Here is a 24,507-nt window from a genome sequence, read left to right as displayed (position 1 = left end):
GTCCGGACTTGGAGGAAAGACCGGGAATGGTAGTGAAGCTGTATGAACTCGTCGGGAGCGATGCGGGCCGCCCGTTCAGCCCCTATTGCTGGCGCACGCGGATGGCGCTGGCGCACAAGGGGCTGAGCGCAGAATCGATTCCGTGGCGCTTCACCGAGAAGAGCGCGATCGCTCCGCATGGATCGGAGAAGGTGCCGGTCATGCTCGACGGCGACCGCGCGGTGGCCGATTCCTGGGCGATCGCCAACTACCTCGAGGACACCTATCCGGACCGGCCGTCGCTGTTCGGCGGCGCCGGCGGCCGCGCGATGGCGCGCTTCCTCAATGCCTGGGGTGACATCGCCATCGTCGGCGGCATCTTCCCGCTGATCATCGCCGACATCCCGAAGAACCTTGCCGCCGAGGATGCCGACTATTTCCGCGCGTCGCGCGAGGCGCGGTTCGGCAAGAGCCTCGAAGAGGTCATGGCGACGCGCGACCAGGCGGTCATCGGCTTCCGCAGATCGCTGGAGCCGCTGCGCCAGGCCTTGAAGACGCAAGCCTTCATCGGCGGCGACGCGCCCGACTATGCCGACTACATCGTGTTCGGCGGCTTCCAATGGGCGCGCGTGGTGAGCCCGTTCCGGCTGCTGGAGGAGAGCGACAGCGTCCATGCCTGGCGCGAGCGGCTGCTCGATGCGTTCGACGGGCTGGCGCGCAAGTCGCCGGGCCACCCGGTCTAGAAACGCGGCGGCCGGCGCTCGCGCCAGGCCGCCAGCCCATCGGTGAGATCGCGGCTGCCGACCAGGCTCGCGAACTGCTCGCTCTCGACCTGCAGCCCCTCGCCGATCGCCATGTTGAGCCCGCGCGTCGCGGCGGTGATGATGCCGGCGATGGTGTCCGGCCCGTGGCGGATGATGCGCTGCGCCAGCGCGCGCGCCGCCGGCAACAGCTCGTCGTGCGGCACGACGGCGTTGACGAGGCCGATCTCCAGCGCGCGCTGCGCCGGGAAAGCGTCGCCGGTCAGCAGCAGCTCGAGTCCGCGCTTGCGGCCGACCAGCCGCGGCAGCCGCTGCGTACCGCCGAAGGTCGGCGGCATGCCGAGCCTGATCTCGGGCTTGGCGAAGCTGGCGCGCTCGCTCGCGACCGCAAGATGCACGGCCTCGGTGATCTCGCAGCCGCCGCCGAAGGCGAGCCCGTTGACCGCGGCGACGACCGGCTTGCGGAACGCCTCCAGCCGCGCCGTCATCGCCTGGCCGCGCCGCACGAAGTCGCGCAGCGCGGCGGCGCGCCCCTGGCGGACGCTTGCGGTGAATTCGTCGATGTCGGCGCCGGCCGAGAAGGCGCGTTGTCCCGCGCCGGTGAGGATCACGGCCCTGACGCCGGCATCGGCCTCGATGCGGTCGAGCGCGGCCATCAATCGATCGATCAGCGCGTAGCTGAGCGCGTTCAGCCGCTGCGGCCGGTTCAGCGTGATCGTGGCGATGCGGTCGGAGATGTCGAGCAGGATGAGGTCGGTCATGGCGTCTCGCAGGCTGGCGGTTGGAGCAAGCGAAGACTAGGCGTCGCGCCAGCCGAGGTATATTCACTGGTTAGTATACATTGACCGAGACCGAGCGCCGCCATGCCCCGATCCTCCGATCCCACGCCCGCCCGCATCGTCGCCGCCGCGAGCAGGCTGTTCTATGCCGAAGGCATCCGCGCCGTCAGCGTCGATGCGGTGGCGGAAAAGGCCGGCGTCACCAAGAAGACGCTGTATTATCATTTCCGCAGCAAGGACGATCTGGTCGCGGCCTATCTCGCCGCGCGCGACCAGCCGAACCTGACGCTGTTCAAGCGCTGGTTCGACGAGACCGAGGGCGTGCTGCCCGACAAGATCGCCGGGATCTTCAATCAGCTTGCGCGCGCCGCGCGGCATCCGAAATGGCGCGGCTGCGGCTTCCTGCGCACCACCGCGGAGCTCGCCAATCTGCCCGGCCATCCCGCGATCAGGATCGGCGCCGCCCACAAGAAGAAGTTCGAGGCCTGGCTGCAGGCGATGTTCGAAGAGCAGGGAATTGCCGAAGCGGGCGAGCTCGCGCGGCAGATGCTGCTCCTGCTCGACGGCGCGTTCGCGGTCGTGCTGCTGCATCGTGACGCCAGCTACATGGAGACCGCGGGCGCGGCGGCACGGACGCTGGTCGCGGCGGCGCTGCCAAAGGGGAGGCGATATGCTTCCCGCAGGACCGTCAGCCTGCGCAGCCGCGTCCCCTGACCCGCTCGCCGCGAACGATCGTTGCGACCATCTGGCTCGCCATGCCGTCGAAATCGGACGGCTTGATGTAGCCGGCGGCGTAGGCTTCCTGGGTCAGGCGTTCGATCCGGCGATCCTCGGCGGTCGTCCAGACGCCGGCGATGTAGGCGGCGCCCGCCGGACCATAGGTCTCGGGATAGCGCTCGTTCTGGTTCTGCCGATGATAGTAGTAGTGGTTGAGGCCGCTGATGAAGCTGTCGCGCTTGGCGCCGCAGCGGTCGCTCCAGGCCAGATCGAGCGCCTTCAGCGCGTCCTGGCGCTGCGAGCGCCGGGCGTCCTCGGTGTATTTCTCGTGGTCCTGAAACTCCGCGCCCGTGACGGGCGGAAACGCAGCCGCCGCACTCGGCGCGTCGGTCAGGAACAGGCGTCCGCCAACCTGCCAGACGAGGATGGCTGCGATGATGAAGATGAGCCGGTTCATGGCAGCGCTCGTTTGCTATCGCCGGTCCCGTTGCGCCTGCCGGATACGGCACACCGACGATTCGTCGGACCAGAGACCGGGTCCGGCGAACATCGGGACGTCCTCGCGCACATCGGCCGGAAAGTCCGCCTTGGTGATCCCCTTCTCGTCGAAGGCTTCGAACAAGGCCTCCTTCACGCGCTGATCGAGCGGCGTGCCGACGCTGGCGGCCGCCTCCTCCATGGATTTTTCGCTGCAGATCTTGGCGCCGAAGAAATTGCGCTTGCAATCCAGCTTGGCGACGTAGGCGCGCGTATAGGCGGTGACCGCCTCGACGAGGTTCTGCTTCTGGGTCTTGTCGCAGGGCGACAGCTTGTAGGCGGTCGCGGCCTGCAGCGCGTCCATGCGCAACGCATCGAGCTTGGGGTTCTTGTCGCTCTGCGAGGTGTGCTCGGCGAGCCATGCCTTGCGATCGAATTTTTCCCTGGACCTGGCATCGCCGAACGACATGTCCACCGTCGCGGACAGCGGTGCCACCACGGCCACCGTCTGTGACCCATTGGCAATATTGGACACCGTCTCGATCGGGGCCGACCAGGTCGAGGCTCCCCAGGACGCGCCCGGCAACGGAAAGCCCCTGACGGCCCAGCTCACACCACCGAATGCCACTACAAATGCCGCGCCCACGGCGCCAATAAATCGCAACATGAAACGACCCATCCACGAACGTCCCTAAGGTAGTCCATGCAGGTTAATGCATCCACCAGCGCCGCGCGATGCGTGCATCGACGTGAAGAGAAGGTGACCGGCTTCGGCGGCTTTTGAAGACAATGGGCGGATGAATGCGCCGTCGCTTCAGGTCCTGACGGGCAGCACTGAACGTTCGGCCAGCAGCGTGATCGTGGCGTCGAGATCTGGCAGCACGGCGGCGCATTTCGCGCGCGACTGTTCGGTCGGCGCAACGATGTCTGGCACCATCAGCGTGATCGCGCCGGCGGCATGGGCCGCGGCGACACCCGGATTGGAATCCTCGATCGCGATGCAGGCCTGCGCGCGCGTGCCGAGCCGCTTCGCGGCGAGCAGATAGAGATCGGGATGCGGCTTGGCGCGGCTGACATCGTCGCGCGTCAGGATCGCGTCGAAGCGATGGTGAATGCCGGCAAGCCGAAGATGCTCCGCGGCCGTGCTGCGCGACGACGAGGTGACGATGGCCTTGGGCAGACCGGCGGCCTCGATCGCCGCGAGCAGATCGATCACGCCGGACTTCAGCGGCATACCCTGGTGCAGGATCTCGGCGGTCTTGGCGGCGAACAGCCGGTTGACCTCGTCGAGCGGAAAATTGTCGCCGAAATGGTCGCGCAGCGTCCGTTCATTGTCCGGCCCGGGGATGCCGATCATGGCGTGGCAGAGCTCGGTCACCCCGTCGACATGGCCGAGCGCATTCAGCGCCGCGATCGCAGCTTCGAGATAGACCTTCTCGGTGTCGAGCAACGTTCCGTCCATGTCGAGCAGGACCGCTTCGACGTGCCAGCGCGTCACGATCCCGCCTCCGGTTCGCCGGCCAGCCTCTTGAGGCAGTTGACGCACAGGCAGTCCTTGAACCGGCTTTGTCCGCTCTTGGGCAGCGGCAGGCGCACGGCCTCTTCGAAGCACCAGCAGGAGCCGCCGGGATCGCAGCTGAACTCCGCGCCGCACGACTCGCAGGTGAGTTGCCGCGCGGTCATGTCCGCTAAACGATTTGTCACGTTCGGAGCCACGTCCGACCAGCCCCTTTTCATGTCCGGTTCATCTGCCGGGGCAAGTATAGTGCGTGACAATCTGCCGCGCCATCGCAGTCTGCGGTCGCGGCAACACAGCGTTTCGGGAGCTCCCGCGATGACAGGCTCGAGGATGTGGCATGGCGCGTGATGCTCGAGCGGCTCTTGTTGCATTGAATCGCTTCGGCTTCGGCGCGCGTGGCGGCGCCTCGGGCGATCTCGTCAATGCGGCGTCGGACCCGCGCGGCTTCGTCAAGGCCGAGCTCGGGCGTCCCAATGGAGCGCTCTTGGAGGCGCCGGGTCTGCAGCCGACGCCCGCACTCGCCGATGCCGTCTTCGCCTATCAGGACGAGGTCAAGCGGGCCCGCGAGGCCGCGAAGTCGGAGGCTGCGCCGCAGGAGCAGTCCAGCCCCACGCGCGGCCTGTCCACGAACGGCGCGGACAAAGCCACGGCCGCAACGCCATCGGCGGCCCCAGCAGCCGGCGCCGACCCTGCACCCGCGATGCAGGGAACGCCGGCAAAGCCCGCGCAGGCTCAGCAGCCGCCCAACGTCGTCCAGAAGACGTTCCGTGCCGAGGCGCTGGCGCGGCTGCAGCGCGCCGTGCTCGCCGATTGCGGCTTCACCGAGCGGCTGGTGGCGTTCTGGTCGAACCATTTCTGCATCTCCGCAGGCAAGGGCGAGTTGGCGCGGATGTGGGCCGGTGCGTTCGAGCGCGAGGCGATCCGGCCGCACGTGCTCGGACGCTTCGCCGACATGCTGAAGGCGGTCGAGCAGCATCCGGCGATGCTGTTCTTCCTCGACAACCAGGAATCGCTCGGACCGGACTCGCGCGCCGGCCAGAACCGCAAGCGCGGCCTCAACGAGAATCTCGCCCGCGAGATCATGGAACTGCACACGCTGGGTGTCGGCGGCGGCTACACCCAGGAGGACGTGACCTCGCTGGCGCGCATCATCACCGGCTGGAGCTTTGCCGGCCGCAACAGCCGCAACGCGGCGCCCGGCAGCTTCGTGTTCAATGCCAATGCGCACCAGCCGGGGCCGCAGACCCTGCTCGGCAAGGTCTATCAGGATGACGGTCTCGCGCAGGGCGAGGCCGCGCTCGCGGACATCGCCCGCCATCCCTCGACGGCGAACTTCATCGCCACCAGGCTCGCGCGCCATTTCGTCGCCGATGATCCGCCGCCCGCGCTCGTCGCCCGGCTCGAAGCCGTGTTCAAGAAGAGCGATGGCGACCTCAAGGCGCTGACCTTGGCGCTGGTCGACTCCGACGAGGCCTGGTCGGCGCCGCTGACCAAGATCCGTTCGCCCTATGAGTTCCTGGTCGCCGGCGGTCGGCTGCTGGCGCGCGTGCCGGAAGATCCCGGCTTCTATCTCAGTTCCCTGAACACGCTCGGCCAGCCGCTATGGGCGCCCGCAGGACCGAACGGATTTGCTGATACCAACGCGATGTGGGCTGCCCCTGAGGGCATGAAGCTGCGGCTGGACATTTCCGCGCAACTCGCCGCACGTCTCGGCAACAATCTCGATCCGCGTGATCTGCTCGATCTCGTCGCGGGCGATGCGACTTGGACGGAGACGCGGCGCACGATCGAGCGTGCGGAATCGCGCCAGCAGGCGCTGGCGTTGTTGCTGATGTCGCCGGAATTCCAGAGGAGATGACGATGGACCGGATCGCGACCTCGCTGTTGACCTCGCGACGCCGTCTGCTGCTGGCAGGCGCGTCCTTTGCGGCCTGGGGCTATCTGCCGAAATTCGCGCGGGCCGCCGGCCAGCGCGACCCGCGGCTGATCGTCGTGATCCTGCGCGGCGCGCTCGATGGCCTCGCCACCGTCGCGCCGATCGGCGATCCCGACTACGCCGGACTGCATGGCGCGATCGCGCTGACGACGGCGGGACCAAATCCGGCGCTGCCGCTCGATTCGTTCTTTGCGCTGCATCCGTCGATGCCGGAATTCGCGCGCATGTATCGCGACAAGCAGGCTGCCGTGATTCACGCGGTCGCGACACCGTATCGCGAGCGCTCGCATTTCGATGGTCAGGACGTGCTCGAAAGCGGCTTCGCCGGTCCTGGCCGCGTGCAATCGGGCTGGCTGAACCGCGCAGTCGAGGCTCTGCCGCGCGGCCCCCGCGTCGCGGGCGCGCTCGCGGTCGGTCCGACGGCGCCGCTGGTGCTGCGCGGCGCAGCGCCCACCGTCGGTTGGGCGCCGGTGACGGTGCCGCAGGCCGATGACGACACCGCGATGCGGCTGGTCGACCTCTATGCGCATCGCGATCCCGCGTTGGCGGCTGCATTGTCGCAAGGGCTCAAGCTCGAGAAGGTCGCGGTCGGTGACGACATGAAGCCGAAGCCGGGCGGCAACCAGATCGCGGCGATGCGCCAGGTCGCGCGCGGCGCGGCGAAGCTGATCGCCGCGGAGGATGGTCCGCGCATCGCCGCGCTGGCGTTCGACGGTTGGGACACGCATGCCAATGAAGGGGGTGCGGTCGGTCGGCTGGCGCAGCTCTTGTCGGGTCTCGACGGTGCGCTCGCCGAGTTCGAAAGCGGGCTTGGCCCGTGCTGGCGCGATACGGTCGTGGTGGTCGCAACCGAGTTCGGGCGCACGGCAAAGATCAACGGCACCCAGGGGACCGATCATGGGACCGGGACGATTGCGCTGCTTGCCGGCGGTGCGGTGAAGGGCGGACGGGTGATCGCCGACTGGCCGACGCTGAAGATGGCGAGCCTCTACCAGGGACGCGATCTTGCGCCGACGACGGATCTTCGCGCGGTGTTCAAGGGCGTACTCGCCGATCATCTCGGCATCGGCGAGCACGCGCTTGGCGGCGCGGTGTTTCCGGACAGCGCGGCCGTGAAGCCGATCAAGGGGCTCGTAGCGTAAGGCTCGCTTGCGCCATTTCCTGATCAGGCGTCCTGAAGCCTTTCACATTGCGGCATCAGCGGCCGTCGTCGCAGGCGCATTGCACCGCGAAGTCTGCTACTCCTCGACCTGCGGCATTCATCCCTCAGGAGATCAGCATGTTCATCGCCATGAATCGTTTTCGCGTCGCCAAGGGCTCGGAGGCCGCCTTCGAGCAGGTCTGGCTGTCGCGCGACAGCCATCTCGACAAGGTGCCGGGCTTCGTCGAGTTTCACCTGTTGAAGGGACCGGAAGCCGAGGACCATACGCTCTACGCCTCGCATACGATCTGGGCGTCGAAGACGACGTTCGAGGACTGGACCAAGTCCGAAGCATTCCGCGCCGCGCACCAGCGGGCCGGCGACACCAAGGTGCACTATCTCGGCCCGCCGCAGTTCGAGGGGTTCGAGGTCCGCCAAACGGTGGGCAGCAAGACGTAGGACAAGGACAAAGCCCACCATTGCGATCCGTCTCCGCGACTCGTCTTGGCTGAGCACGGCCGAGCGAACGCTCGTTTTGCGCTGAAGCGACGCGGCGGCCGACAGGACCCGGACGGCCGCCGGTCGTGCGCCATCGCAAGCTGCTCGCGCCGGGCCAGCCGGTCCGCCGGGCCTGCTGGCGTCAACAAGGACAACGCCATAGCGAAGGTCCGGCTGATTCGAGCAGGTGCGACGGCGCGCCGAAGCTGAGCAGTCGTAGCCGTCGGCAGACGCGCAGGCGACGTCAGGCGCTCTCGGGAACTGGAGCCTCACGAGGCTGTTATCGCGTGTCTGAAACAGGAAGCCGAATGTCCGGCAGGGCGGGCAGCGCCGGCCAGCGCCCTCGGTCGTTCTGTTCTAGCGAAGGCCGGGATGGTTGCTCGGATCGAGACGAACCTTTCGGCATATGACCACCGGCGCCGGCGACATCGTCAGAAGCTTCCCTCCGTTGCAGCGCGCCGCCTTCGTCGACGTTGACAGCCTGACCGCATGAGCGACGTGCGCCGCCCTTCCTCGTTCGCAGAGAGATTCGATGATCATCAGACAGCCGCTCAAGGTCCGCACCCCGGAGGAAGTTCTCGGGCTGATCAGCGCGCTGGCCGTCGCCATTTTTGCGGTCATCATCATCGCGCTGCTGTATTTCGGTCGTGACATCCTGGTGCCCGTGGCCCTGGCCATCCTGCTCAGCTTCGTATTGGCGCCGTTGGTCGCGCAACTGCAGCGGCTTCGTGCCCCGCGCGGACTGGCCGTCGTCAGCGTGGTCGTTCTCGCGTTCGTCGTGATCTTTACGCTGGGCAGCCTGCTCGCCACCCAGCTCACCCAGCTTGCCAGTGAGTTGCCGAACTATCAATCGACGATGAGCAACAAGATCCAGTCGTTCCGCGACACCAAAGCCGGGAGAGGGACGCTCGAGCGTGCATCGGACATGCTCAAGGATCTGGGCAAGGAACTCGACAAACCGAAAGAGCCGGAAGCGGCTCGGCCGCCGAGCGGACTGCGAACGAATTCCTCAGTCCCTGTGACCCCGATCCCGGTGGAGGTCCGGCAGCCCGATCCTGGAGCGCTGGACAGTCTTCGCACGCTGATTTCGCCGCTCATTCATCCGCTGGCGACGACCGGCATCATCATCATCTTCGTGATCTTCATATTGCTTCAACGCGAGGACCTGCGGAATCGGCTCATCCGCCTTGCGGGCTCATCGGACCTGCAGCGCACCACGGCGGCACTCGATGATGCGGCTTACAGGCTCAGCCGGCTGTTCCTCACCCAGCTCGCCCTGAACGGCGGGTTCGGCGTCGTGATCGGCGTCGGCTTGTGGTTCATCGGCATCCCCAGCGCCCTCCTTTGGGGAATCCTCGCCGCAGCGCTTCGGTTCGTGCCCTATATCGGCGCCGTCATCGCCGCGGCGTTTCCGCTTGCTCTGGCGGCAGCGGTGGACCCTGGCTGGTCGATGCTGATTTGGACGCTGGCCCTGTTTCTCGTGGTCGAGCCGTTGCTCGGCCACGTCATCGAACCGATGGTCTATGGGCGCAGCACGGGCCTGTCCCCTGTGGCGGTGGTCGTTTCAGCCGCGTTCTGGACCGCGCTGTGGGGCCCGATCGGGTTGGTGCTCGCGACGCCGCTGACGGTCTGCCTGGTCGTCATCGGACGACATGTGGAGCGCCTGGAGTTCCTCGACGTCATGTTCGGTGATCGTCCAGCGCTGTCTCCTCCCGAGATCTTCTACCAGCGCATGCTTGCGAACGATCCGACGGAAGCGGCCGAGAAGGCAGAGGAGTTCTTGAAGGAGCGCTCGTTGATTGCCTATTGCGACGAGGTCGCGGTGAAGGGGCTGCAATTGGCCCAAGCCGACGCCGACCGAGGGGCGCTCGCCTATGATCGCCTTGCAACGATCCGTGACGCCGTCGCCGAGTTGACCGCCGATCTTTCCGATCAGAATGATGGTCCGCTGGCGAAACGCGAGACCACCAGCGATCCGGAGGCGGCATCGGCCGTCGACAGCTCGGCCAGCAGTGGGGCCATCGACACGATACCCATCCTCAGCAAGGACAATCTCGCCGAAGGATGGCGGAGCGAGCAGCCGGTCCTGTGCGTGGCGGGGCGAACCCCGATCGACGAAGCGGCGGCGGTGATTCTCGCGCAACTGTCGTCGGCGCACGGGCTGGGCGCGAAGGTCTCAGGAGCGGAGGCGCTCTCGACGGCGAACGTCATCAAGCTCGAGCCCGCAGGTGTCGCGATTGCCTGCCTGATCTATATCGGCAATTCCGGCGTCGCACATATGCGCTACTCCGTTCGTCGCTTGAAGCGACGGCTCCCCAGAGCAAAAGTGATGTTGGTCTGCTGCGCGGCCGACGTCGATCAGGAGGCCGCGAAGGTGCTGCAAGAAGCCACCAAGGCCGATCTGGTCGCGGCGAGCATGGGCGAGGCTGTCAGAATGTGCATCGAAGCCGCGCAGGCGAAGGCTTCTCAGCTGGCACCATTGGAGCAGCAGGACACGACGACGAACGTGGCGTGAGACGCGCCACGTCCAACGACCAGGCCCGACAAAAAAATGCGGCCCCGGTCAGAGACGGCGACTGACGGGGACCGCTGAAACGCGTGACCGGTGACGGGGGGATGATCAGGCGCTCGATGGAGCGTAGGCCGGCCCCGTGACGGCGGCGTGACACCGCCCGTTCACAGCGCCTTGCGGTAGACGATGAAGCCCGAGCGCTCGGCGATCTTGTCGTAGAGCGCCTGTGCCGTGGTGTTGGTCTCGTGCGTCTGCCAATAGACCCGCGGCGCACCAGCCTGCCGCGCTTCGCGGTAGACCGCCTCGATCAGCGCCCGGCCGACGCCCTTGCCGCGGGCGGCCTCGCTCGTGAACAGGTCGTTGAGATAGCAAAGCGGACCGATCGTGGTGGTGGCGCGATGAAACAGGTAATGCGCCAAGCCGATCAGCTCGCCACCGCTCTCGGCGACCAGGGCATGCACCGGCTCGTTGGCATCGAAGAAGCGCGACCATGTCATCGCGGTCACCTCGGCCGGCAGCGCCGTCGGCCCGGAACGGCCGTAGAAGGCGTTGTAGCCGTCCCAGAGCGGCAGCCAGCGATCATGGTCGTCGCGCGCGATGGCGCGCACAGTGAGTGCTTCGTGCATGAAGGATTCGTCGTCCGTTTGAAAATCTCGACGGACCTTCGATACGCGCAGCCGTGTTCGCGATCAATCAGGGATGGGCAGCACCGGTTCGGCGGTGGGCGGCCGCATCAGCTCGACGTAGACCGACCGATCCTCCTCGGTCAGCGGCGAGAGCGAGAGCTCGCCCCGTCGCTCGATCAGGATCAGCAGTGACGCCGCCAGCAGGATCGCGAGTGCCAGGGTCACGGCAACGATTACGACCGTTGATTTCATCGCCATTTTGTGTGCGAGACAATCATCGCCTGTTGTCGCGAAAACCGCGAAGGGTTGTCAAAATGGCTTCCTGCTAAGCGGGCATCGACAAGAGGGCGCGAATCGACACCACCGCAATGGTGACGCTGACACCCAATGAGAGCGTGCTGGCCGCGATCGTTGCGACCACGGCGGTGGTCAGGCCGGGCGAAAGGGTGAGCGTTGCGTGGCCGTGAAAGCCGCTGACGGGCGTGCGGAGCCCTCTACGGTGGTTCGACTCCTGCGGCGACGCGCGGCCGCGGACCCAACTGAACTTCGGAACGGAAGCACAACGCCACCGGGACATGAAGTCGAAATCCCTTACCCATACATCCGCGAGCGAATCACTCGCAGAGGTAAATTCTAAGGTAGCGCTGGGCAGGATTGCGGCGGCAAATCAGCAAAAAAGGCAAGAACATGGCGCTCGTGGTATTTGTTCCCGCCTAAACGTGTATTTTCCCCGCTGTTCTACGGGCGGTCGGTAGTTTTACGGTGAGCATGTCACCCGTAGTCGGCGGCGATGCCGGCTGAATCGATCAGTGCCGGCTGCCAATCCATCGCGACGAAACCGGGTGTCTGTTCGACGCGGCGCAGCCAGTTGCGGATCTTCGGGAAGGTCGACAGATCGAAGTCGCAGCGATCGGCGACGTGCGTGTAGCCGTAGAGCGCGATGTCGGCGACCGTAAGCTGTTTCGCGGCAAAGTAATCGTTGCTCTTGAGATGATTCTCCATCACCTGGAGCGCGGCATAGCCGCGCTCCATCCAGTCCTCCAGCGCATGGGTCTGAAGGTCGCGCCCGCCCTTGACCAGGAGCAGCCAGAAATAGGCGGCGCCGATGTTCGGCTCGAGCGCATGCTGCTCGAAGAACATCCACTGCAGCGCTTCGGCGCGCTCGATGCGCTGCTCCGGCACCAGCGGCGTGCCGCCGGCGACATACCAGAGGATCGCGTTCGATTCGGCGATGAAGCGGTCCTCGCCGACTTCCAGCAGCGGCACCTGGCCGCTCGGATTCTTGGCGAGAAAATCCGGCGTGCGGCTCTCGCCGCGCAGAATGTCGATCTCGATCGCCTGATAGGGCGCGTTCAGAAGCGCAAGCGCAAGGCGGACCTTGTAGCTGTTGCCTGACCGCTGCATCGAATAGAGCTTGTACATCCGGCCGATTTCGAGTTCGAGGAATCAAGGGTTGGACGCATCGCGCATCCGGACGCCAGATCGTCCCGCAATGCGGCCAGACAATGATGCCGATGAGCGCAGGCTGCAAGTGCCGGCGGATGGAAAAAGTCGAAATGCGCTACTGCACTGCACTCTCGAATAACAACTTTCCAATAGATTCAAACAATCGAGATCACGCTTGTGCGATGCGCGCGTGTCCACCGATCTCGACGGCGCGATCGGTGAGTGCGCGGCGCAGGGTCAGCGCGAACAGGGCCATCAGAATGATGAGGCCCAGCGGTATCGTCGTCAGCCCGGCGACGCTGCGCGAGAGTAGCGGCACGATCCAGGCGGCCGCGAGCACGCTGAGCTCGTAGTCGCGAAAGCCGTTCGCGAGGCCGTGCCGGACGAAGAAAATGATCGCAACCGCAACGACCACGAGGTCGTAGTCGAGCACGTAGGGCGTCGCCAGCAGGCTCGCGCTCGCCAGTGCCGAAGCCTTGAGATCGAACGCAGCCTCGCTCTGCCACAGCCAGGCAAGTCCGGCCGCGAGCGACAGCGCCAGCAGGCTTTGCAGCGCATAGGCGGACCTGACATCGGCGCCCCAATGGCGCGCGGCGGAGAATACCGACTGGATCTTCTCCCACCCGGTGCCGCCTTGCTCGAGCACGACGCTCTGTGTGAAAGTCATGGACTGGAAGAAGGCGTGCCAGACCTCGTTGCCGAGCGCGGCGAAGCTGATCGCGATCAGCGCGGCCACCGTGGCGGCTGCAGCAGCGATCGTCGGCCAGCGCGTGCCTGCGAGCAGCGCCACGGGAATGAGGACGCCGAATTGCGGCTTGTAGGCGAGCAGGCCGATCAGGATGCCGGCCGCCCACGGCCGGTCGCGCTCCATCAGCAACAGCGCGCCGCCGAGCAGCGCCGCGGTGAAGAACGCGTTCTGGCCGTGACCGATGTTGACGAACACGGCGGGAAAGGCGGTCGCCACCAGCAGGGTCTCGGAACGCGGCAGGATCGCGCGCATGACCGCGAGGTATGCGAGCAGGCTCGACACGACCCAGAGCGCGAGCCCTCCGGCATAGGGCAGCAGGGCGGTGATGGCGGCGATCGCGAAGAAGAAGGGCGGGTAGTGCCAGCCGAAGAACGGCACGTCGCGGCCGTCGAACACGGCCTTTTCCATCGCATGCTGCAGCGGCGGATCGTAGGCATCGGCCGCCTTGCCGTGAAGGGTCAGCACGCCTGCCGCATAGACGTTGGAGAAGTCGGTCCCGATCGGCTTGCCGTTGCGGTCGATCAGCCCGTCGGACAGCGCGACCCAGCCCACGATCGCAGCGATCGTGAACGCGAGCAGAATCCAGCTGTAGGACTTGATCCGCGTGGCCGTGAGCCAGTCGCCGGATCGCAGGGCGCACCCGATAGTGGTCATTTCGGCCTGAGACTCTGGACAATCGTGGGCCCACGCTAGCGGGGCGGCTTTAACGTTCCCTAAAGTCTTGGGAGCCATGTGCCCAAGCTTCTTGCGATGCAGCGCTGGGGGCCCTACAAATGGGCGTTTCCCTGACATGACTGGTCGTGGCCCCGAGGGGGTGATCCACGACGCCTGCATAGGAGCTGATGATGTCCTTTCTCGCCGCTGCGCTCGACCGTGTGAAGCCGTCCGCGACCATCGCGGTCACGGATAAAGCGCGCGTCCTCAAAGCGGCGGGCCGCAACGTCATCGGCCTCGGCGCCGGCGAGCCGGATTTCGACACCCCGGACAATATCAAGGAAGCTGCGATCCAGGCGATCCGGGCCGGCAAGACCAAGTACACCGCGGTCGACGGCATCCCCGAGCTGAAGGAAGCCATCATCGGCAAGTTCCAGCGCGAGAACGGCCTCACCTATAAGCCGAACCAGGTGATCGTCGGCGTCGGCGGCAAGCAGGTGCTGTACAATGCGCTGATGGCGACCATCAATCCCGGCGACCAGGTGATCATCCCGGCGCCGTATTGGGTCAGCTATCCGGAGATGGTGGCGCTCGCCGGCGGCGAGCCGGTGCCGGTGGTCTGCACCGCGGCGCATGGCTTCAAGCTGCAGCCGGAGGCGTTGGAGAAGGCGATCACGCCGAAGACCAAGTGGCTGATCCTGTGCTCGCCGTCGAATCCGACCGGCGCGGCCTATACCAAGGCCGAGCTGAAGGCGCTCACCGAGGTGCTGGTCAAGCATCCGCATGTCTGGATCATGACCGACGACATGTACGAGCACCTCGTCTATGACGACTTCGTGTTCACCACGCCGGCGCAGGTCGAGCCGTCGCTGTACGACCGCACGCTGACCGTGAACGGTGTCTCCAAGGCCTATTGCATGACCGGCTGGCGCATCGGCTATGCCGGTGGTCCGGCGCACCTGATCAAGGCGATGGCGACGATCCAGTCGCAGTCGACCTCGAACCCGTGCTCGATCGCGCAATGGGCGGCGGTGGAAGCCTTGAACGGTCCGCAGGACTTCATTCCCGCGAACAACAAGGTGTTCAAGGAGCGCCGCGACCTTGTGGTCTCGATGCTGAACCAGGCGAGCGGCATCGAATGCCCGCGGCCGGAAGGCGCGTTCTACGTCTATCCGTCCTGCGCCGGCACGATCGGCAAGACTGCGCCGTCGGGCAAGGTGATCGACAACGACGAGGCCTTCGTCACCGAGCTCCTGGAGACCGAGGGCGTCGCGGTGGTGCACGGCTCGGCGTTCGGCCTCGGCCCGGCGTTCCGTATCTCCTACGCGACCAAGACCTCCGATCTCGAGGATGCCTGCAAGCGCATCCAGCGCTTCTGCGGCAATCTGAGGTAATCGGGCAACATCCGTCTCGAAACTCCAGAAGCCAAGTTCCAGGCCGAAAGGCGCCATGTTTTGAACATGGCGCCTTTCTCTTGTCGGTCGATAAGTCTGGTGGCGTAGGGTTGGAGTTCGATGCGGCTGCTTCTGCTGTCGATCATGTTGCTTGTGTCGGTTGCTCCATTCGCGCAAGCCCACGCAAATCGCCCCATGCGCGCCGGTGTGCTCGAGTGCGCGGGACGAAAGACTTCCGGCAAGCTCGTGATGTCCCAGTCACGCCTCCGCTGCGTGTTTCGCAGCCAGGGCCGCCAGCCGGAGCGCTATGTCGCCAAGGTCCGGCGCTACGGCCTCGATGTCGGGCTGACGGATGAGACCAGGATGGCGTGGGCGGTCAGCGCACCGGTCAACGATTTCGGCCGCAGCGAGCTGCGCGGGCGCTACGGTGGATTGTCCGCCAACGCTGCGGCTCTGGTCGGCTTCGGCGGCAGCTTCCTGGTGCGCGACACCGATCGCGCCGCCGCCCTGCAGCCGATCAGCCTGCAGGGGCAGACCGGCCTGAACATCGCTGCCGGAATCACCGAGGTCGAGCTGGTGCCGCTGCTGCCGATCCACCCGAGCCCGAGCCGTTCATCGTCCTATTTCTCGCGCTTCTATCGCTGAGCCGCGGAAGCGTTCGGGCGAACGCGTCGCAATGGCCGGCGCGATGGCGCGTGCTGACGGCGCGGCGAATCTGGTGCGACTGTAAGGCTTGTGGCATAGATGTGATGCCCCGTGATCGTCAGTCCGATCGACGGGTCTGCATCACACGTTCATTTCAGCCGGAGTTTTTATTCATGCGCTCGACCATCCTCGCCGGGCTCGCTGCTGCGGTCGTCCTCTGCACCGGCGGCGCTGCCCAGGCGCAAGATCGCGTGCGGGTCGGCGTCCTCGAATGCCGCGGTGGCGCCAGCGTCGGCTTCATCGTCGGCTCGGTCACCCATCTCGGCTGCGTGCTGCGCGCCGACGGGCTGCCGGAGGATCGTTACGTCGCGACCATCCGCAAGGTCGGCCTCGATCTCGGCATCACCCAGGAATCGCTGCTGGCCTGGGTGGTCTATGCCCCGGTTGCACGGCTCGGGCCGGGCGATCTCTCCGGCGACTATGCCGGCGCACAGGGCTCGGCCGCCGTCGGCGTCGGCCTTGGCGGCAACGTGCTGGTCGGCGGCTCCGCCAACTCGATCGCGCTGCAGCCACTCAGCGTCCAGGGCCAGGTCGGCCTCAGCGTCTCGGCGGGGCTGCAAAGCCTCGAATTGCGCCCGGGTCGGTGATCTTCCCTTTGCCGTGAATAGCCGCTCTTCCCGCCATCGTGCGGGAAGGCGGCGTGCTCCCCGCACTGCAGCGACGTTTTTCGCAGGCCACCTGCTTGCCAAAGCGGCAGCCGAGGCAGAGCATTCGGCTTTGCCGACCCAATCAAGGGCCGAGCTCCACAACGAGGAGGCGGCGAATGGGACAAGACCTGAGAAGTCCCCGCGGTCCACGGTGCATTGCGCTGGTGGGCCCTTTCCAAAGCGGTAAAACCACTCTGTTGGAGGCGATCCTGGCGCGGACGGGCGTGATCCCACGCGCGGGCAGCGTCGACGCCGGCACATCCGTCGGCGATGCCAGCCCGGAGGCGCGTCAGCACAAGATGAGCGTCGCCATGACGGCGGCGACTACGACCTTCATGGGCGACAGCTACACCTTCCTCGATTGTCCCGGCTCGGTCGAATTCATCCACGACATGCGCGCGGCGCTGCCGGCGGTCGATGCCGCCATCGTGGTCTGCGAGGCCGACGAGAAGAAGCTGCCGCAATTGCAGATCATCCTGCGCGAGCTCGAGGAGCTGCGCATCCCGCGCTTCCTGTTCCTCAACAAGATCGACCGCGCCAATGCGCGCATCAGGGAGACGCTTGCCACATTGCAGCCGGCCTCGCGCGTGCCGCTGGTGCTGCGCCAGATTCCGATCTGGAACGGCGAGCTGATCGAGGGCTTCGTCGACCTCGCGCTGGAGCGCGCCTTCATCTATCGCGAGCACAAGGCGTCGGAAGTCGTTGGGCTCGAAGGCGGCGATCTCGACCGCGAGAAGGAGGCGCGCTTCTCGATGCTGGAGAAGCTCGCCGATCACGATGACGCGCTCATGGAGCAACTGCTGGAGGACATCCCGCCGCCGCGCGACGCCGTGTTCGACGATCTCGCGCGCGAATTGCGCGAGGGGCTGATCTGCCCGGTGCTGCTCGGCTCGGCGCTGCGCGAGAACGGCGTGCTGAGGCTGATGAAGGCGCTGCGCCACGAGGCGCCCGGAATCGCCGAGACCGCGCAGCGGCTGGGCGTGAAGGACGCGAAGGAGGCGCTCGGCTACGTCTTCAAGACGTTGCACCTGCAGCATGGCGGCAAGCTGTCATTGACGCGCCTGCTGTCGGGCCATCTCGACGACGGCGCGACGCTGCATGCCGCTTCGGGCGAGGCGGCGCGCGTGTCCGGCATCCTGGCTGCGACCGGCGCCTATGACAGCAAGCGCGCGGGCGCCGAAGCCGGCGACACGGTCGCGCTCGGCAAGCTCGATGCGGTCAAGACCGGAGATACGGTTGCGACCGGCAAGACGGCGCCGCTGCCGCTGGCAAAGGTCGAGGCGTGTCCACCCGTGCTGGCGCTCTCGATCGCCGCCGTGGACCGCAAGGACGACGTCAAGCTCGGCCAGGCCTTGCAGCGGCTCCACGAGGAGGATCCATCGCTGACGATGGTACAGAACCCGCGCACCCACGACACGGTGCTGTGGGGGCAGGGCGAGATGCATCTGCGCGTCGCGCTGGAGCGGTTGCGCGACCGTTTCGGCGTCAACGTGAAATCGCATCAGCCTGCGATCGGCTATCAGGAGACCATCCGCAAGCCGATCACGCAGCGCGGCCGCCACAAGAAGCAGTCCGGCGGTCACGGCCAGTTCGGCGACGTCGTGCTCGACATCAGGCCGCTGCCGCGCGGCGAAGGCTTCCGCTTTGCCGAGAAGGTGGTCGGCGGCGCGGTGCCGCGCAACTACATCCCGGCGGTGGAGGAGGGCGTTGTCGACGCAATGGCCCGCGGCCCCCTGGGCTTCCCCGTGATCGACGTCGAGGTCACGCTGACCGACGGCTCCTATCACAGCGTGGATTCGTCCGACCTCGCGTTCCGCACCGCGGCGCGGGTCGGCGTCGGCGAGGGGCTGCCGCAATGCCAGCCGGTGCTGCTGGAGCCGATTCACACCGTTGAGATCGTCTGCCCCACGGAAGCGACCGCCAGGATCAACGCGATCCTGTCGGCGCGGCGCGGCCAGATCCTGTCGTTCGACACCCGCGACGGCTGGCCGGGCTGGGATTGCGTCCGCGCGATGATGCCGGAGGCCGAGATCGGCGAGCTGATCGTCGAATTGCGCTCGGCCACGGCCGGCGCCGGCAGCTTCACCCGCCAGTTCGACCACATGGCCGAGGTGACGGGCCGCGCCGCCGACCACATCATCGCCTCCCACCGCGACGCCGCCTGAGCCGAACGCTCCGCGCCGAGCAGCACCGGCCCGTCATCCTCTCTCGGGATGGCGGGCCGGATCGCGTCGGGACCTTGCTCGGGCGCGCAGGGAACAGAGGACGAGGGCTGGGTTCCAGCTTGCCTCCGAAAGCAATTTATGATGTATTTTACATCATTGTCTTTGTCTCAGACATCATTTATGGTGTCTGCTACGTGAGGCCATCGTGATCACGTCGTTCCAGATGCGAGCAGCCCGTGCGCTGCTCGGGATAGATCAGAGAACCTTGGCCGAGCTGGCCGGCGTGTCGCTGCCGACGATCCAGCGGATGGAAGCCTCCACGGGCAACGTCCGCGGCGTGGTGGACTCGCTGACCAAGGTCGTCGATGCGCTCAATCGTGCGGGCGTGGATCTGATCGGTGAGCATTCCCGCAGCGAGAATGGCGGGCGTGGTGTTCGCCTGAAGGAACCGGGGCCGCCCCGCCGCATGGGCCGTCAAACTGACATTGTGCGCGATGACGCGAGCTAGGCTCATCGCGCGGCACGGGGCCCCTGGGCGCTTCGTGTGGGACGCATCGTCGGCTGCGCCGCGGCCCGATGAGGCGACGGGAGCGTGATGGGCATGAGCATCGCAAACGAACACCGTTCGCACGGGCGGGTCGGACATCATGAGCCGACCTTCGCCGAGCTTTATTCCCCCAAACTCCTGACGGTCTTGCGCGAGGGCTACGGCCTCAGCGACTTTCGCGCCGACGCGCTGGCGGGCCTGACCGTGGCGATCGTGGCGCTGCCGCTGTCGATGGCGATCGCGATCGCCTCCGGTGTCTCGCCGGGGCGTGGTCTCTACACCGCCGTGATCGGCGGCTTCCTGGTCTCGCTGCTCGGCGGCAGCCGCTTTCAGATCGGCGGTCCCGCGGGTGCCTTCATCGTGCTGGTCGCTGCGACGGTCGATCGCCAGGGTCTCGATGGCCTGCTGATCGCGACGATGATGTCCGGCGTGATCCTGGTGATCGCAGGATATTTGCGGCTCGGCACCTACATCAAGTTCATTCCCTATCCGGTCACGGTCGGCTTCACCGCGGGCATCGCCGTCATCATCTTTGCCAGCCAGCTGAAGGATCTGTTCGGTATCACGCTTGCGGGCAAGGAGCCGGGCGAGCTGCTTCCGAAGCTCACGGCGCTCGCGCATGGCGCGCCGACCGCGAGCATGTCTGCGGTCGTGACGGCCGCGCTGTCGATCGCGATCATCATCGGCCTCAAGCATCTGCGGCCGACCTGGCCCGGCATCCTGATCGCGGTCGTGGTCGCGGCCATCATCACCTTCGCGCTGCAGCTTCCGGTCGAGACCATTGGGACGAAATTCGGCGGTATCCCGCGCGAGCTGCCGGCGCCGGCGTTGCCGGCGTTCTCGCTCGCCAAGGTCCAGGCGGTGTTCCCCGACGCGATCGCCTTCGCACTGCTCGGCGCCATCGAATCGCTGCTGTCGGCCGTCGTCGCCGACGGCATGACCGGCCGTCGCCATCGCTCGAACTGCGAGCTGGTGGCGCAGGGCTTTGCCAATGTCGGCTCGGCGCTGTTCGGCGGCATCTGCGTCACCGGCACCATCGCGCGCACCGCCACCAACGTTCGCGCCGGCGCACGCGGGCCGGTGTCGGGCATGCTGCATTCGCTGTTCCTGCTGGTGTTCATGCTGATCGCGGCTCCGCTCGCGAGCTACATCCCGCTGTCGGCGCTCGCCGCGGTGCTGGTGGTGGTGGCCTGGAACATGGCCGAGAAGCACGAGTTCGCCACCCTGATCCGATCGTCCTGGGGCGATGCCACGGTGTTGCTCGCGACCTTCGGGCTGACGGTCTTCCGCGATCTCACCGAGGGCATCCTGGTCGGCTTTGCGCTCGGCGCCGTGCTGTTCATCAACCGCATGGCGCAGATGACCGGCGTCGAGGACAGCACGCCGCTGGTCGCGCAGGACCGTGCGGATTTCGAGGACGGCGCGCGGGTGCCCTACAATCCCAAGCTCAGCACCGACAAGGACGTGCTGGTCTATCGCATCACCGGGGCGTTCTTCTTCGGCGCCGCCTCGACCGTTGGCACCGTGCTCGACTCGATCGCCGACCGCCGCAAAGCCTTCGTGGTCGACTTCGCCGCCGTGCCGTTCCTGGATTCGACGGCCGCCAACGCCATGAGCCGCGTCGCCGCCAAGGCCAGGCGCCAGGGCATCCGCCTGTTCATCACGGGCGCGTCGCCGACCGTGCGCCGGGCGCTGCTGACCCACGGCGTGCGGCCGCCGCTGGTGCGCTATCGCGAGACAATCGAGCGCGCCGTGGCCGACATCAAGGGCAAGGAGACGGCGCCGGCGGACGTCGCCGATGGGCTCGCCGCGAGCTGACACGCGACCTTAACGCCGCGTCGCCGTTGGGGCCATGGCGCCTCTCGGCCGCTGCGGCGCTTTCCCGGGGGGCGACTGCCGAGCCCCAGCATTGACTCCAGCCGGGGCTTGTCCGATGTCACGGCCATGACCCTCGCCGCCAAACCCCGCGCTGCGTGCCTGATCGGCTGGCCTGCCGCGCATTCGCGCTCGCCTTTGATCCATCATCATTGGCTGCACGAGCTTGGCATTGCCGGCGGCTACACCATCGAGGCGGTGCCGCCGGAAGAGCTGGCGGACTTCGTCATGCATCTCGACCGTCGCGGCTTCGTCGGCGCCAACGTCACGATCCCGCACAAGGAGCGCGTGCTGGAGCTGAGCGAGCCGGACGCGCGTGCCCGCGCCGTCGGCGCGGCCAACACGCTCTGGTACGAGGACCGCATCCTGCGGGCCACCAACACCGACGTCGAAGGCTTCATCGGCAATCTGGATGCCGCCGCCCCAGGCTGGGACCGCACCGACGAGGCGCTGGTGCTTGGCTCCGGCGGCTCGGCGCGGGCCGTCGTGTTCGGCCTGCTCGAGCGCGGCATCGGCCGCGTCCACGTCATCAATCGCACCGCGGCGCGCGCACAAGCCCTGGCTGATCAGTTCGGCAGCCATGTCGTTGCCGAAGGCTGGGACCGCGTCGGCGCGCTGCTGCCGCGCGCGGGCCTGTTCGTGAACACCACCTCGCTCGGCATGCACGGCCAGCCGCCGCTCGAGCTCGACGTCGAGCTGTTGCCGCAGCAGGCTGTCGTCGCCGACATCGTCTACGTGCCGCTGGAGACGCAGTTGCTCGCGGCGGCGCGGGCGAGGGGGCTGCGCACTGCCGATGGGCTCGGCATGCTGCTGCACCAGGCCGTGCGTGGCTTCGAATTGTGGTTCGGCCGCCGTCCGCAGGTCACGCCCGAGTTGCGCGCGCTGGTCGAGGCCGATCTCACAAGGGCTTGAACGCGGAATAAGCGCAGATGGTCGGCGTCTCATTGATCGAGCGTCCGCGTAGCCCCGCATTGGACGCGGATGATCTTCTCTCGCCCTCGGAGCCCTGCATGTCCGCTCGTCTCGTCCTGATCCGTTCCGTCGCTTCACTCGCCATGGTTGCGGCTGTATCCGCGCTCGCCATTGCCCAGCAGGTGCCGGTGCCGACGCGCGTGCGCGGCGCCATCGAAAGCGTCGACGCCGACATGATGACGGTGAAAGCCCGCAGCGGCGAGATCTTCAAGCTGCGCATGGCCGGTGATCTGCGCGTTTCGGGTGTCGTCAAGGCGCAGCTTTCCGACATCAAGCTGGGCTCGTTCATCGGCGCCACCACGGTGCCCGGCCCGGACGGCGCGCCGAAGGCGGTCGAGATCCACATCTTTCCCGAGGACATGCGCGGCACGGGCGAAGGCTCGCGGTCGTGGGACCTGAAGCCGAATTCGAGCATGACCAACGCCACCGTATCCGAAAGCTCGGTCTCGACCGACGGTCACTCGCTGCTCGTCAAATACAAGGGCGGCGAGAAGCGGGTCGACATCGCGCCGGACACGCCGATCGTGACCTTCGTGCCCGGCGACAAGTCCGAGCTGACGGCCGGCGCGAAGGTGATGGCCACCGTCAAGCAGTTACCCGATGGCTCGCTCGAGACCAGCCGCGTCAGCGTCGGCCGCGATGGGCTGACGCCGCCGATGTGACCCAGCTCATCTGGAGCGTATGCCGCATCCTGACAAAAGGTGTCGTCCCTGCGAACGCAGGGACCCATAACCCCAGGACGGAGTGTCGGGGCACGCCAGGGTGTCTTAGTCTGAGCAGATGCCCAAACGCACCATGCAGTGGCGCGACCGCCCGAAATAACTGACAGCGGTGGCTATGGGTCCCTGCGTTCGCAGGGACGACAGCTTTTGCTTGGCAAGCGCTTCGGATCATCACGGTGTGAGACCAGCGTCATGCTTTGTCCCAACCGGTTAAGTGTCGATCAATCCGCCAGCACCTTCCGGTCGATCTCGGCCACCGTGTTGATGCCGCACAGGCCCATCGTCGTCAGCAGCTCGTTGCGGATGATGTCGATCGCCTTGGCGACGCCGGCCTGGCCGCCGGCGCCGAGGCCGTAGGCATAGGCGCGGCCGAGCATGCACGACTTGGCGCCGAGCGCGAGCGCGCGCATCACGTCCTGGCCCGAGCGGATGCCGCCGTCGAACATGATCTCGATCTTGTCGCCGACCGCTTCCGCAATGCCGGGTAGCACGTGGATCGAGGACGGTGCGCCGTCGAGCTGGCGGCCGCCATGGTTGGAGACGACAAGCGCCTGCGCGCCGGTCGCGGCCGCGAGCTTCGCGTCCTCGATGTCGTGGATGCCCTTGATGATCAGCTTGCCCGGCCAGATCGAGCGGATCCAGTCGACATCCTTCCAGTTCAGCGAGGTGTCGAACTGCGCTGCGGTCCAGGCCGAGAGCTTGGTGAGATCCTCGGTGTTCTTCACGTGGCCGGCGATGTTGCCGAAGGTGCGGCGCTTGCCCTGCAGCACACCCTGCACCCAGGCCGGCTTGGTGGCGAAGTCGAACAGCTTCGACAGCGTCCATTCCGGCGGCACGCTCATGCCGTTCTTGATGTCCTGGTGGCGCTGGCCGATTACCTGCAGGTCGACGGTCAGACATAGTGCGCTGCACTTCGCAGCGATCGCGCGCTCGACCAGGGCCTTGATGAAGCCGCGATCCTTCATGACGTAGAGCTGGAACCAGAACGGCTTCTCGACGCTGCCCGCGATGTCCTCGATCGAGCAGATCGACATTGTGCTCTGCGTGAACGGGATGCCGGCGGCCTGGGCGGCGCGGCAGGCGTGAATCTCGCCGTCGCCGTGCTGCATGCCCAGAAGGCCGACCGGCGCCAGGATCAGCGGCATCGATGACGGCTCGCCAAGGATCGTCGTCGACAGATCGCGCTTGGACACGTCGACCAAGATGCGCTGGCGGAATTTGATCTTCTGCAGATCGTCGCGGTTGGCGCGCAGGGTCTCCTCGGCATAGGAGCCCCGATCGGCGTAGTCGAAGAAGGCTTTGGGCACGCGGCGCTTGTGCAGCAGGCGCAGGTCTTCAATGCAGGTGACGTGTTTCATCGCGCTCTTCGACTCCCCACCGACGTCTCGTTTCTTGGGCTCGGCAGTCATCTAGCATCTTTGCGGCGCCTGCCAAATCCAACTTGGGAACCGCCACGGCGTCCGGGCAAGACACGCAAACTGCGAGCGTTCCGCAACAGGACGTCAGGGGCCGCCGGAGCGAGCACATTCCTGCTGCGGGGGCGCTCCGAGGGGGGCCCTCCGGAGCCGTCAGGTCGAGTGAAAAATTAGCCTTAACAATGACTTGCGGCGGCCGTGGCGGTTTCGTGGTAATGATTGATCACATTTTTTGAATCCATCTTAGCTTTAAGGCGACTATAACCCGCGGG

Annotated in this window: 25 protein-coding genes; 14 read left to right on the top strand and 11 right to left on the bottom strand. The window is 66.4% G+C overall.

Annotation, left to right across the window (positions count from 1 at the left end; genetic code table 11):
* The first annotated feature begins 26 nt into the window (after positions 1-26).
* On the top strand, positions 27-722 hold the full coding sequence (locus QW868_RS16770; RefSeq protein WP_316230982.1) for a glutathione S-transferase family protein: 696 nt from the start codon (positions 27-29) through the stop codon (positions 720-722).
* Here QW868_RS16770 and QW868_RS16765 read toward each other — a convergent pair.
* A complete protein-coding gene (locus tag QW868_RS16765; RefSeq protein ID WP_316230981.1) occupies positions 719-1,501 on the bottom strand; it encodes a crotonase/enoyl-CoA hydratase family protein in 783 nt (260 codons plus the stop codon). The two genes, QW868_RS16770 and QW868_RS16765, sit on opposite strands and share 4 nt — an antisense overlap.
* Positions 1,502-1,603: 102 nt before the next feature.
* On the opposite strand from QW868_RS16765, the gene QW868_RS16760 reads away from it, so the two are divergent.
* On the top strand, positions 1,604-2,233 hold the full coding sequence (locus QW868_RS16760; RefSeq protein ID WP_315778043.1) for a helix-turn-helix domain-containing protein: 630 nt from the start codon (positions 1,604-1,606) through the stop codon (positions 2,231-2,233).
* Here the strand turns inward: QW868_RS16760 and QW868_RS16755 are convergent.
* The 4 genes from QW868_RS16755 to QW868_RS16740 form a co-directional block, all read right to left on the bottom strand.
* A complete protein-coding gene (locus QW868_RS16755; RefSeq protein ID WP_315778044.1) occupies positions 2,208-2,693 on the bottom strand; it encodes a hypothetical protein in 486 nt (161 codons plus the stop codon). The two genes, QW868_RS16760 and QW868_RS16755, sit on opposite strands and share 26 nt — an antisense overlap.
* Positions 2,694-2,708: 15 nt before the next feature.
* Positions 2,709-3,380 (bottom strand): hypothetical protein, encoded by a 672-nt coding sequence (locus QW868_RS16750; RefSeq protein WP_315784120.1) that lies wholly within the window; start codon positions 3,378-3,380, stop codon positions 2,709-2,711.
* Between the two features lie 147 nt (positions 3,381-3,527).
* Entirely contained in the window at positions 3,528-4,211 is a 684-nt protein-coding gene (locus tag QW868_RS16745) for an HAD family phosphatase (RefSeq protein ID WP_315784123.1), read from the bottom strand.
* Entirely contained in the window at positions 4,208-4,429 is a 222-nt protein-coding gene (locus QW868_RS16740) for a cysteine-rich CWC family protein (RefSeq protein ID WP_315784232.1), read from the bottom strand. Before QW868_RS16740 ends, QW868_RS16745 begins: the two co-directional genes overlap by 4 nt.
* 140 nt (positions 4,430-4,569) lie before the next feature.
* Here QW868_RS16740 and QW868_RS16735 point away from each other — a divergent pair, with 140 nt between their 5' ends.
* The 4 genes from QW868_RS16735 (at position 4,570) to QW868_RS16720 (ending at position 10,322) form a co-directional block, all read left to right on the top strand.
* Entirely contained in the window at positions 4,570-6,090 is a 1,521-nt protein-coding gene (locus QW868_RS16735) for a DUF1800 domain-containing protein (protein WP_316230980.1), read from the top strand.
* Positions 6,087-7,310, top strand: a complete 1,224-nt coding sequence (locus tag QW868_RS16730; protein WP_316230979.1) for a DUF1501 domain-containing protein — start codon at positions 6,087-6,089, stop codon at positions 7,308-7,310. Before QW868_RS16735 ends, QW868_RS16730 begins: the two co-directional genes overlap by 4 nt.
* A gap of 137 nt (positions 7,311-7,447) precedes the next feature.
* Positions 7,448-7,768, top strand: a complete 321-nt coding sequence (locus tag QW868_RS16725; protein WP_315733939.1) for an antibiotic biosynthesis monooxygenase — start codon at positions 7,448-7,450, stop codon at positions 7,766-7,768.
* 571 nt (positions 7,769-8,339) lie between these two features.
* Entirely contained in the window at positions 8,340-10,322 is a 1,983-nt protein-coding gene (locus QW868_RS16720; RefSeq protein WP_315784133.1) for an AI-2E family transporter, read from the top strand.
* 161 nt (positions 10,323-10,483) lie between these two features.
* Here QW868_RS16720 and QW868_RS16715 read toward each other — a convergent pair whose 3' ends face one another.
* From QW868_RS16715 to QW868_RS16695, 5 genes are all read right to left on the bottom strand, one after another.
* The gene (locus QW868_RS16715; protein ID WP_315813105.1) at positions 10,484-10,945 is read right to left on the bottom strand and encodes a GNAT family N-acetyltransferase; all 462 of its coding nucleotides are present in this window, start codon (positions 10,943-10,945) and stop codon (positions 10,484-10,486) included.
* A 63-nt stretch (positions 10,946-11,008) separates the two neighbouring features.
* A complete protein-coding gene (locus QW868_RS16710) occupies positions 11,009-11,203 on the bottom strand; it encodes a hypothetical protein (RefSeq protein WP_315733936.1) in 195 nt (64 codons plus the stop codon).
* A gap of 67 nt (positions 11,204-11,270) precedes the next feature.
* Positions 11,271-11,522, bottom strand: a complete 252-nt coding sequence (locus tag QW868_RS16705) for a hypothetical protein (RefSeq protein ID WP_315771868.1) — start codon at positions 11,520-11,522, stop codon at positions 11,271-11,273.
* Positions 11,523-11,716: 194 nt separating this feature from the next.
* Positions 11,717-12,367, bottom strand: coding sequence for a glutathione S-transferase family protein (locus tag QW868_RS16700; protein ID WP_315714112.1), 651 nt, complete (start codon positions 12,365-12,367; stop codon positions 11,717-11,719).
* A gap of 193 nt (positions 12,368-12,560) precedes the next feature.
* The gene (locus tag QW868_RS16695; RefSeq protein WP_316230978.1) at positions 12,561-13,793 is read right to left on the bottom strand and encodes a glycosyltransferase family 87 protein; all 1,233 of its coding nucleotides are present in this window, start codon (positions 13,791-13,793) and stop codon (positions 12,561-12,563) included.
* A 191-nt stretch (positions 13,794-13,984) separates the two neighbouring features.
* Here QW868_RS16695 and QW868_RS16690 point away from each other — a divergent pair, with 191 nt between their 5' ends.
* The 8 genes from QW868_RS16690 (at position 13,985) to QW868_RS16655 (ending at position 22,760) form a co-directional block, all read left to right on the top strand.
* On the top strand, positions 13,985-15,187 hold the full coding sequence (locus QW868_RS16690) for a pyridoxal phosphate-dependent aminotransferase (protein WP_315757337.1): 1,203 nt from the start codon (positions 13,985-13,987) through the stop codon (positions 15,185-15,187).
* Between the two features lie 120 nt (positions 15,188-15,307).
* Positions 15,308-15,832, top strand: a complete 525-nt coding sequence (locus QW868_RS16685; protein WP_315733932.1) for a DUF992 domain-containing protein — start codon at positions 15,308-15,310, stop codon at positions 15,830-15,832.
* Between the two features lie 173 nt (positions 15,833-16,005).
* Positions 16,006-16,479, top strand: a complete 474-nt coding sequence (locus tag QW868_RS16680; protein WP_315733931.1) for a DUF992 domain-containing protein — start codon at positions 16,006-16,008, stop codon at positions 16,477-16,479.
* 176 nt (positions 16,480-16,655) lie between these two features.
* A complete protein-coding gene (locus tag QW868_RS16675; RefSeq protein WP_315733930.1) occupies positions 16,656-18,704 on the top strand; it encodes an elongation factor G in 2,049 nt (682 codons plus the stop codon).
* Between the two features lie 205 nt (positions 18,705-18,909).
* A complete protein-coding gene (locus QW868_RS16670) occupies positions 18,910-19,212 on the top strand; it encodes a helix-turn-helix domain-containing protein (protein ID WP_315733929.1) in 303 nt (100 codons plus the stop codon).
* 93 nt (positions 19,213-19,305) lie between these two features.
* Positions 19,306-21,069 carry a SulP family inorganic anion transporter gene (locus QW868_RS16665; protein ID WP_315733928.1) on the top strand — a complete coding sequence of 588 codons (1,764 nt, stop codon included), beginning with the start codon at positions 19,306-19,308 and terminating at the stop codon, positions 21,067-21,069.
* 126 nt (positions 21,070-21,195) lie between these two features.
* Positions 21,196-22,038 carry a shikimate dehydrogenase gene (locus QW868_RS16660; RefSeq protein ID WP_315771871.1) on the top strand — a complete coding sequence of 281 codons (843 nt, stop codon included), beginning with the start codon at positions 21,196-21,198 and terminating at the stop codon, positions 22,036-22,038.
* A gap of 143 nt (positions 22,039-22,181) precedes the next feature.
* A complete protein-coding gene (locus QW868_RS16655) occupies positions 22,182-22,760 on the top strand; it encodes a hypothetical protein (protein ID WP_315771906.1) in 579 nt (192 codons plus the stop codon).
* Between the two features lie 281 nt (positions 22,761-23,041).
* On the opposite strand, the gene QW868_RS16650 is transcribed toward QW868_RS16655, so the two are convergent.
* Positions 23,042-24,178, bottom strand: coding sequence for an alpha-hydroxy acid oxidase (locus QW868_RS16650; protein WP_315733926.1), 1,137 nt, complete (start codon positions 24,176-24,178; stop codon positions 23,042-23,044).
* Positions 24,179-24,507 lie beyond the last annotated feature (329 nt).

It is taken from the genome of Bradyrhizobium sp. SZCCHNR1051 (assembly GCF_032489615.1).
GTDB lineage: Bacteria > Pseudomonadota > Alphaproteobacteria > Rhizobiales > Xanthobacteraceae > Bradyrhizobium.
Note: the sequence above shows the minus strand (reverse complement) of the source record. Positions and strands in the feature narration are given on the sequence as shown.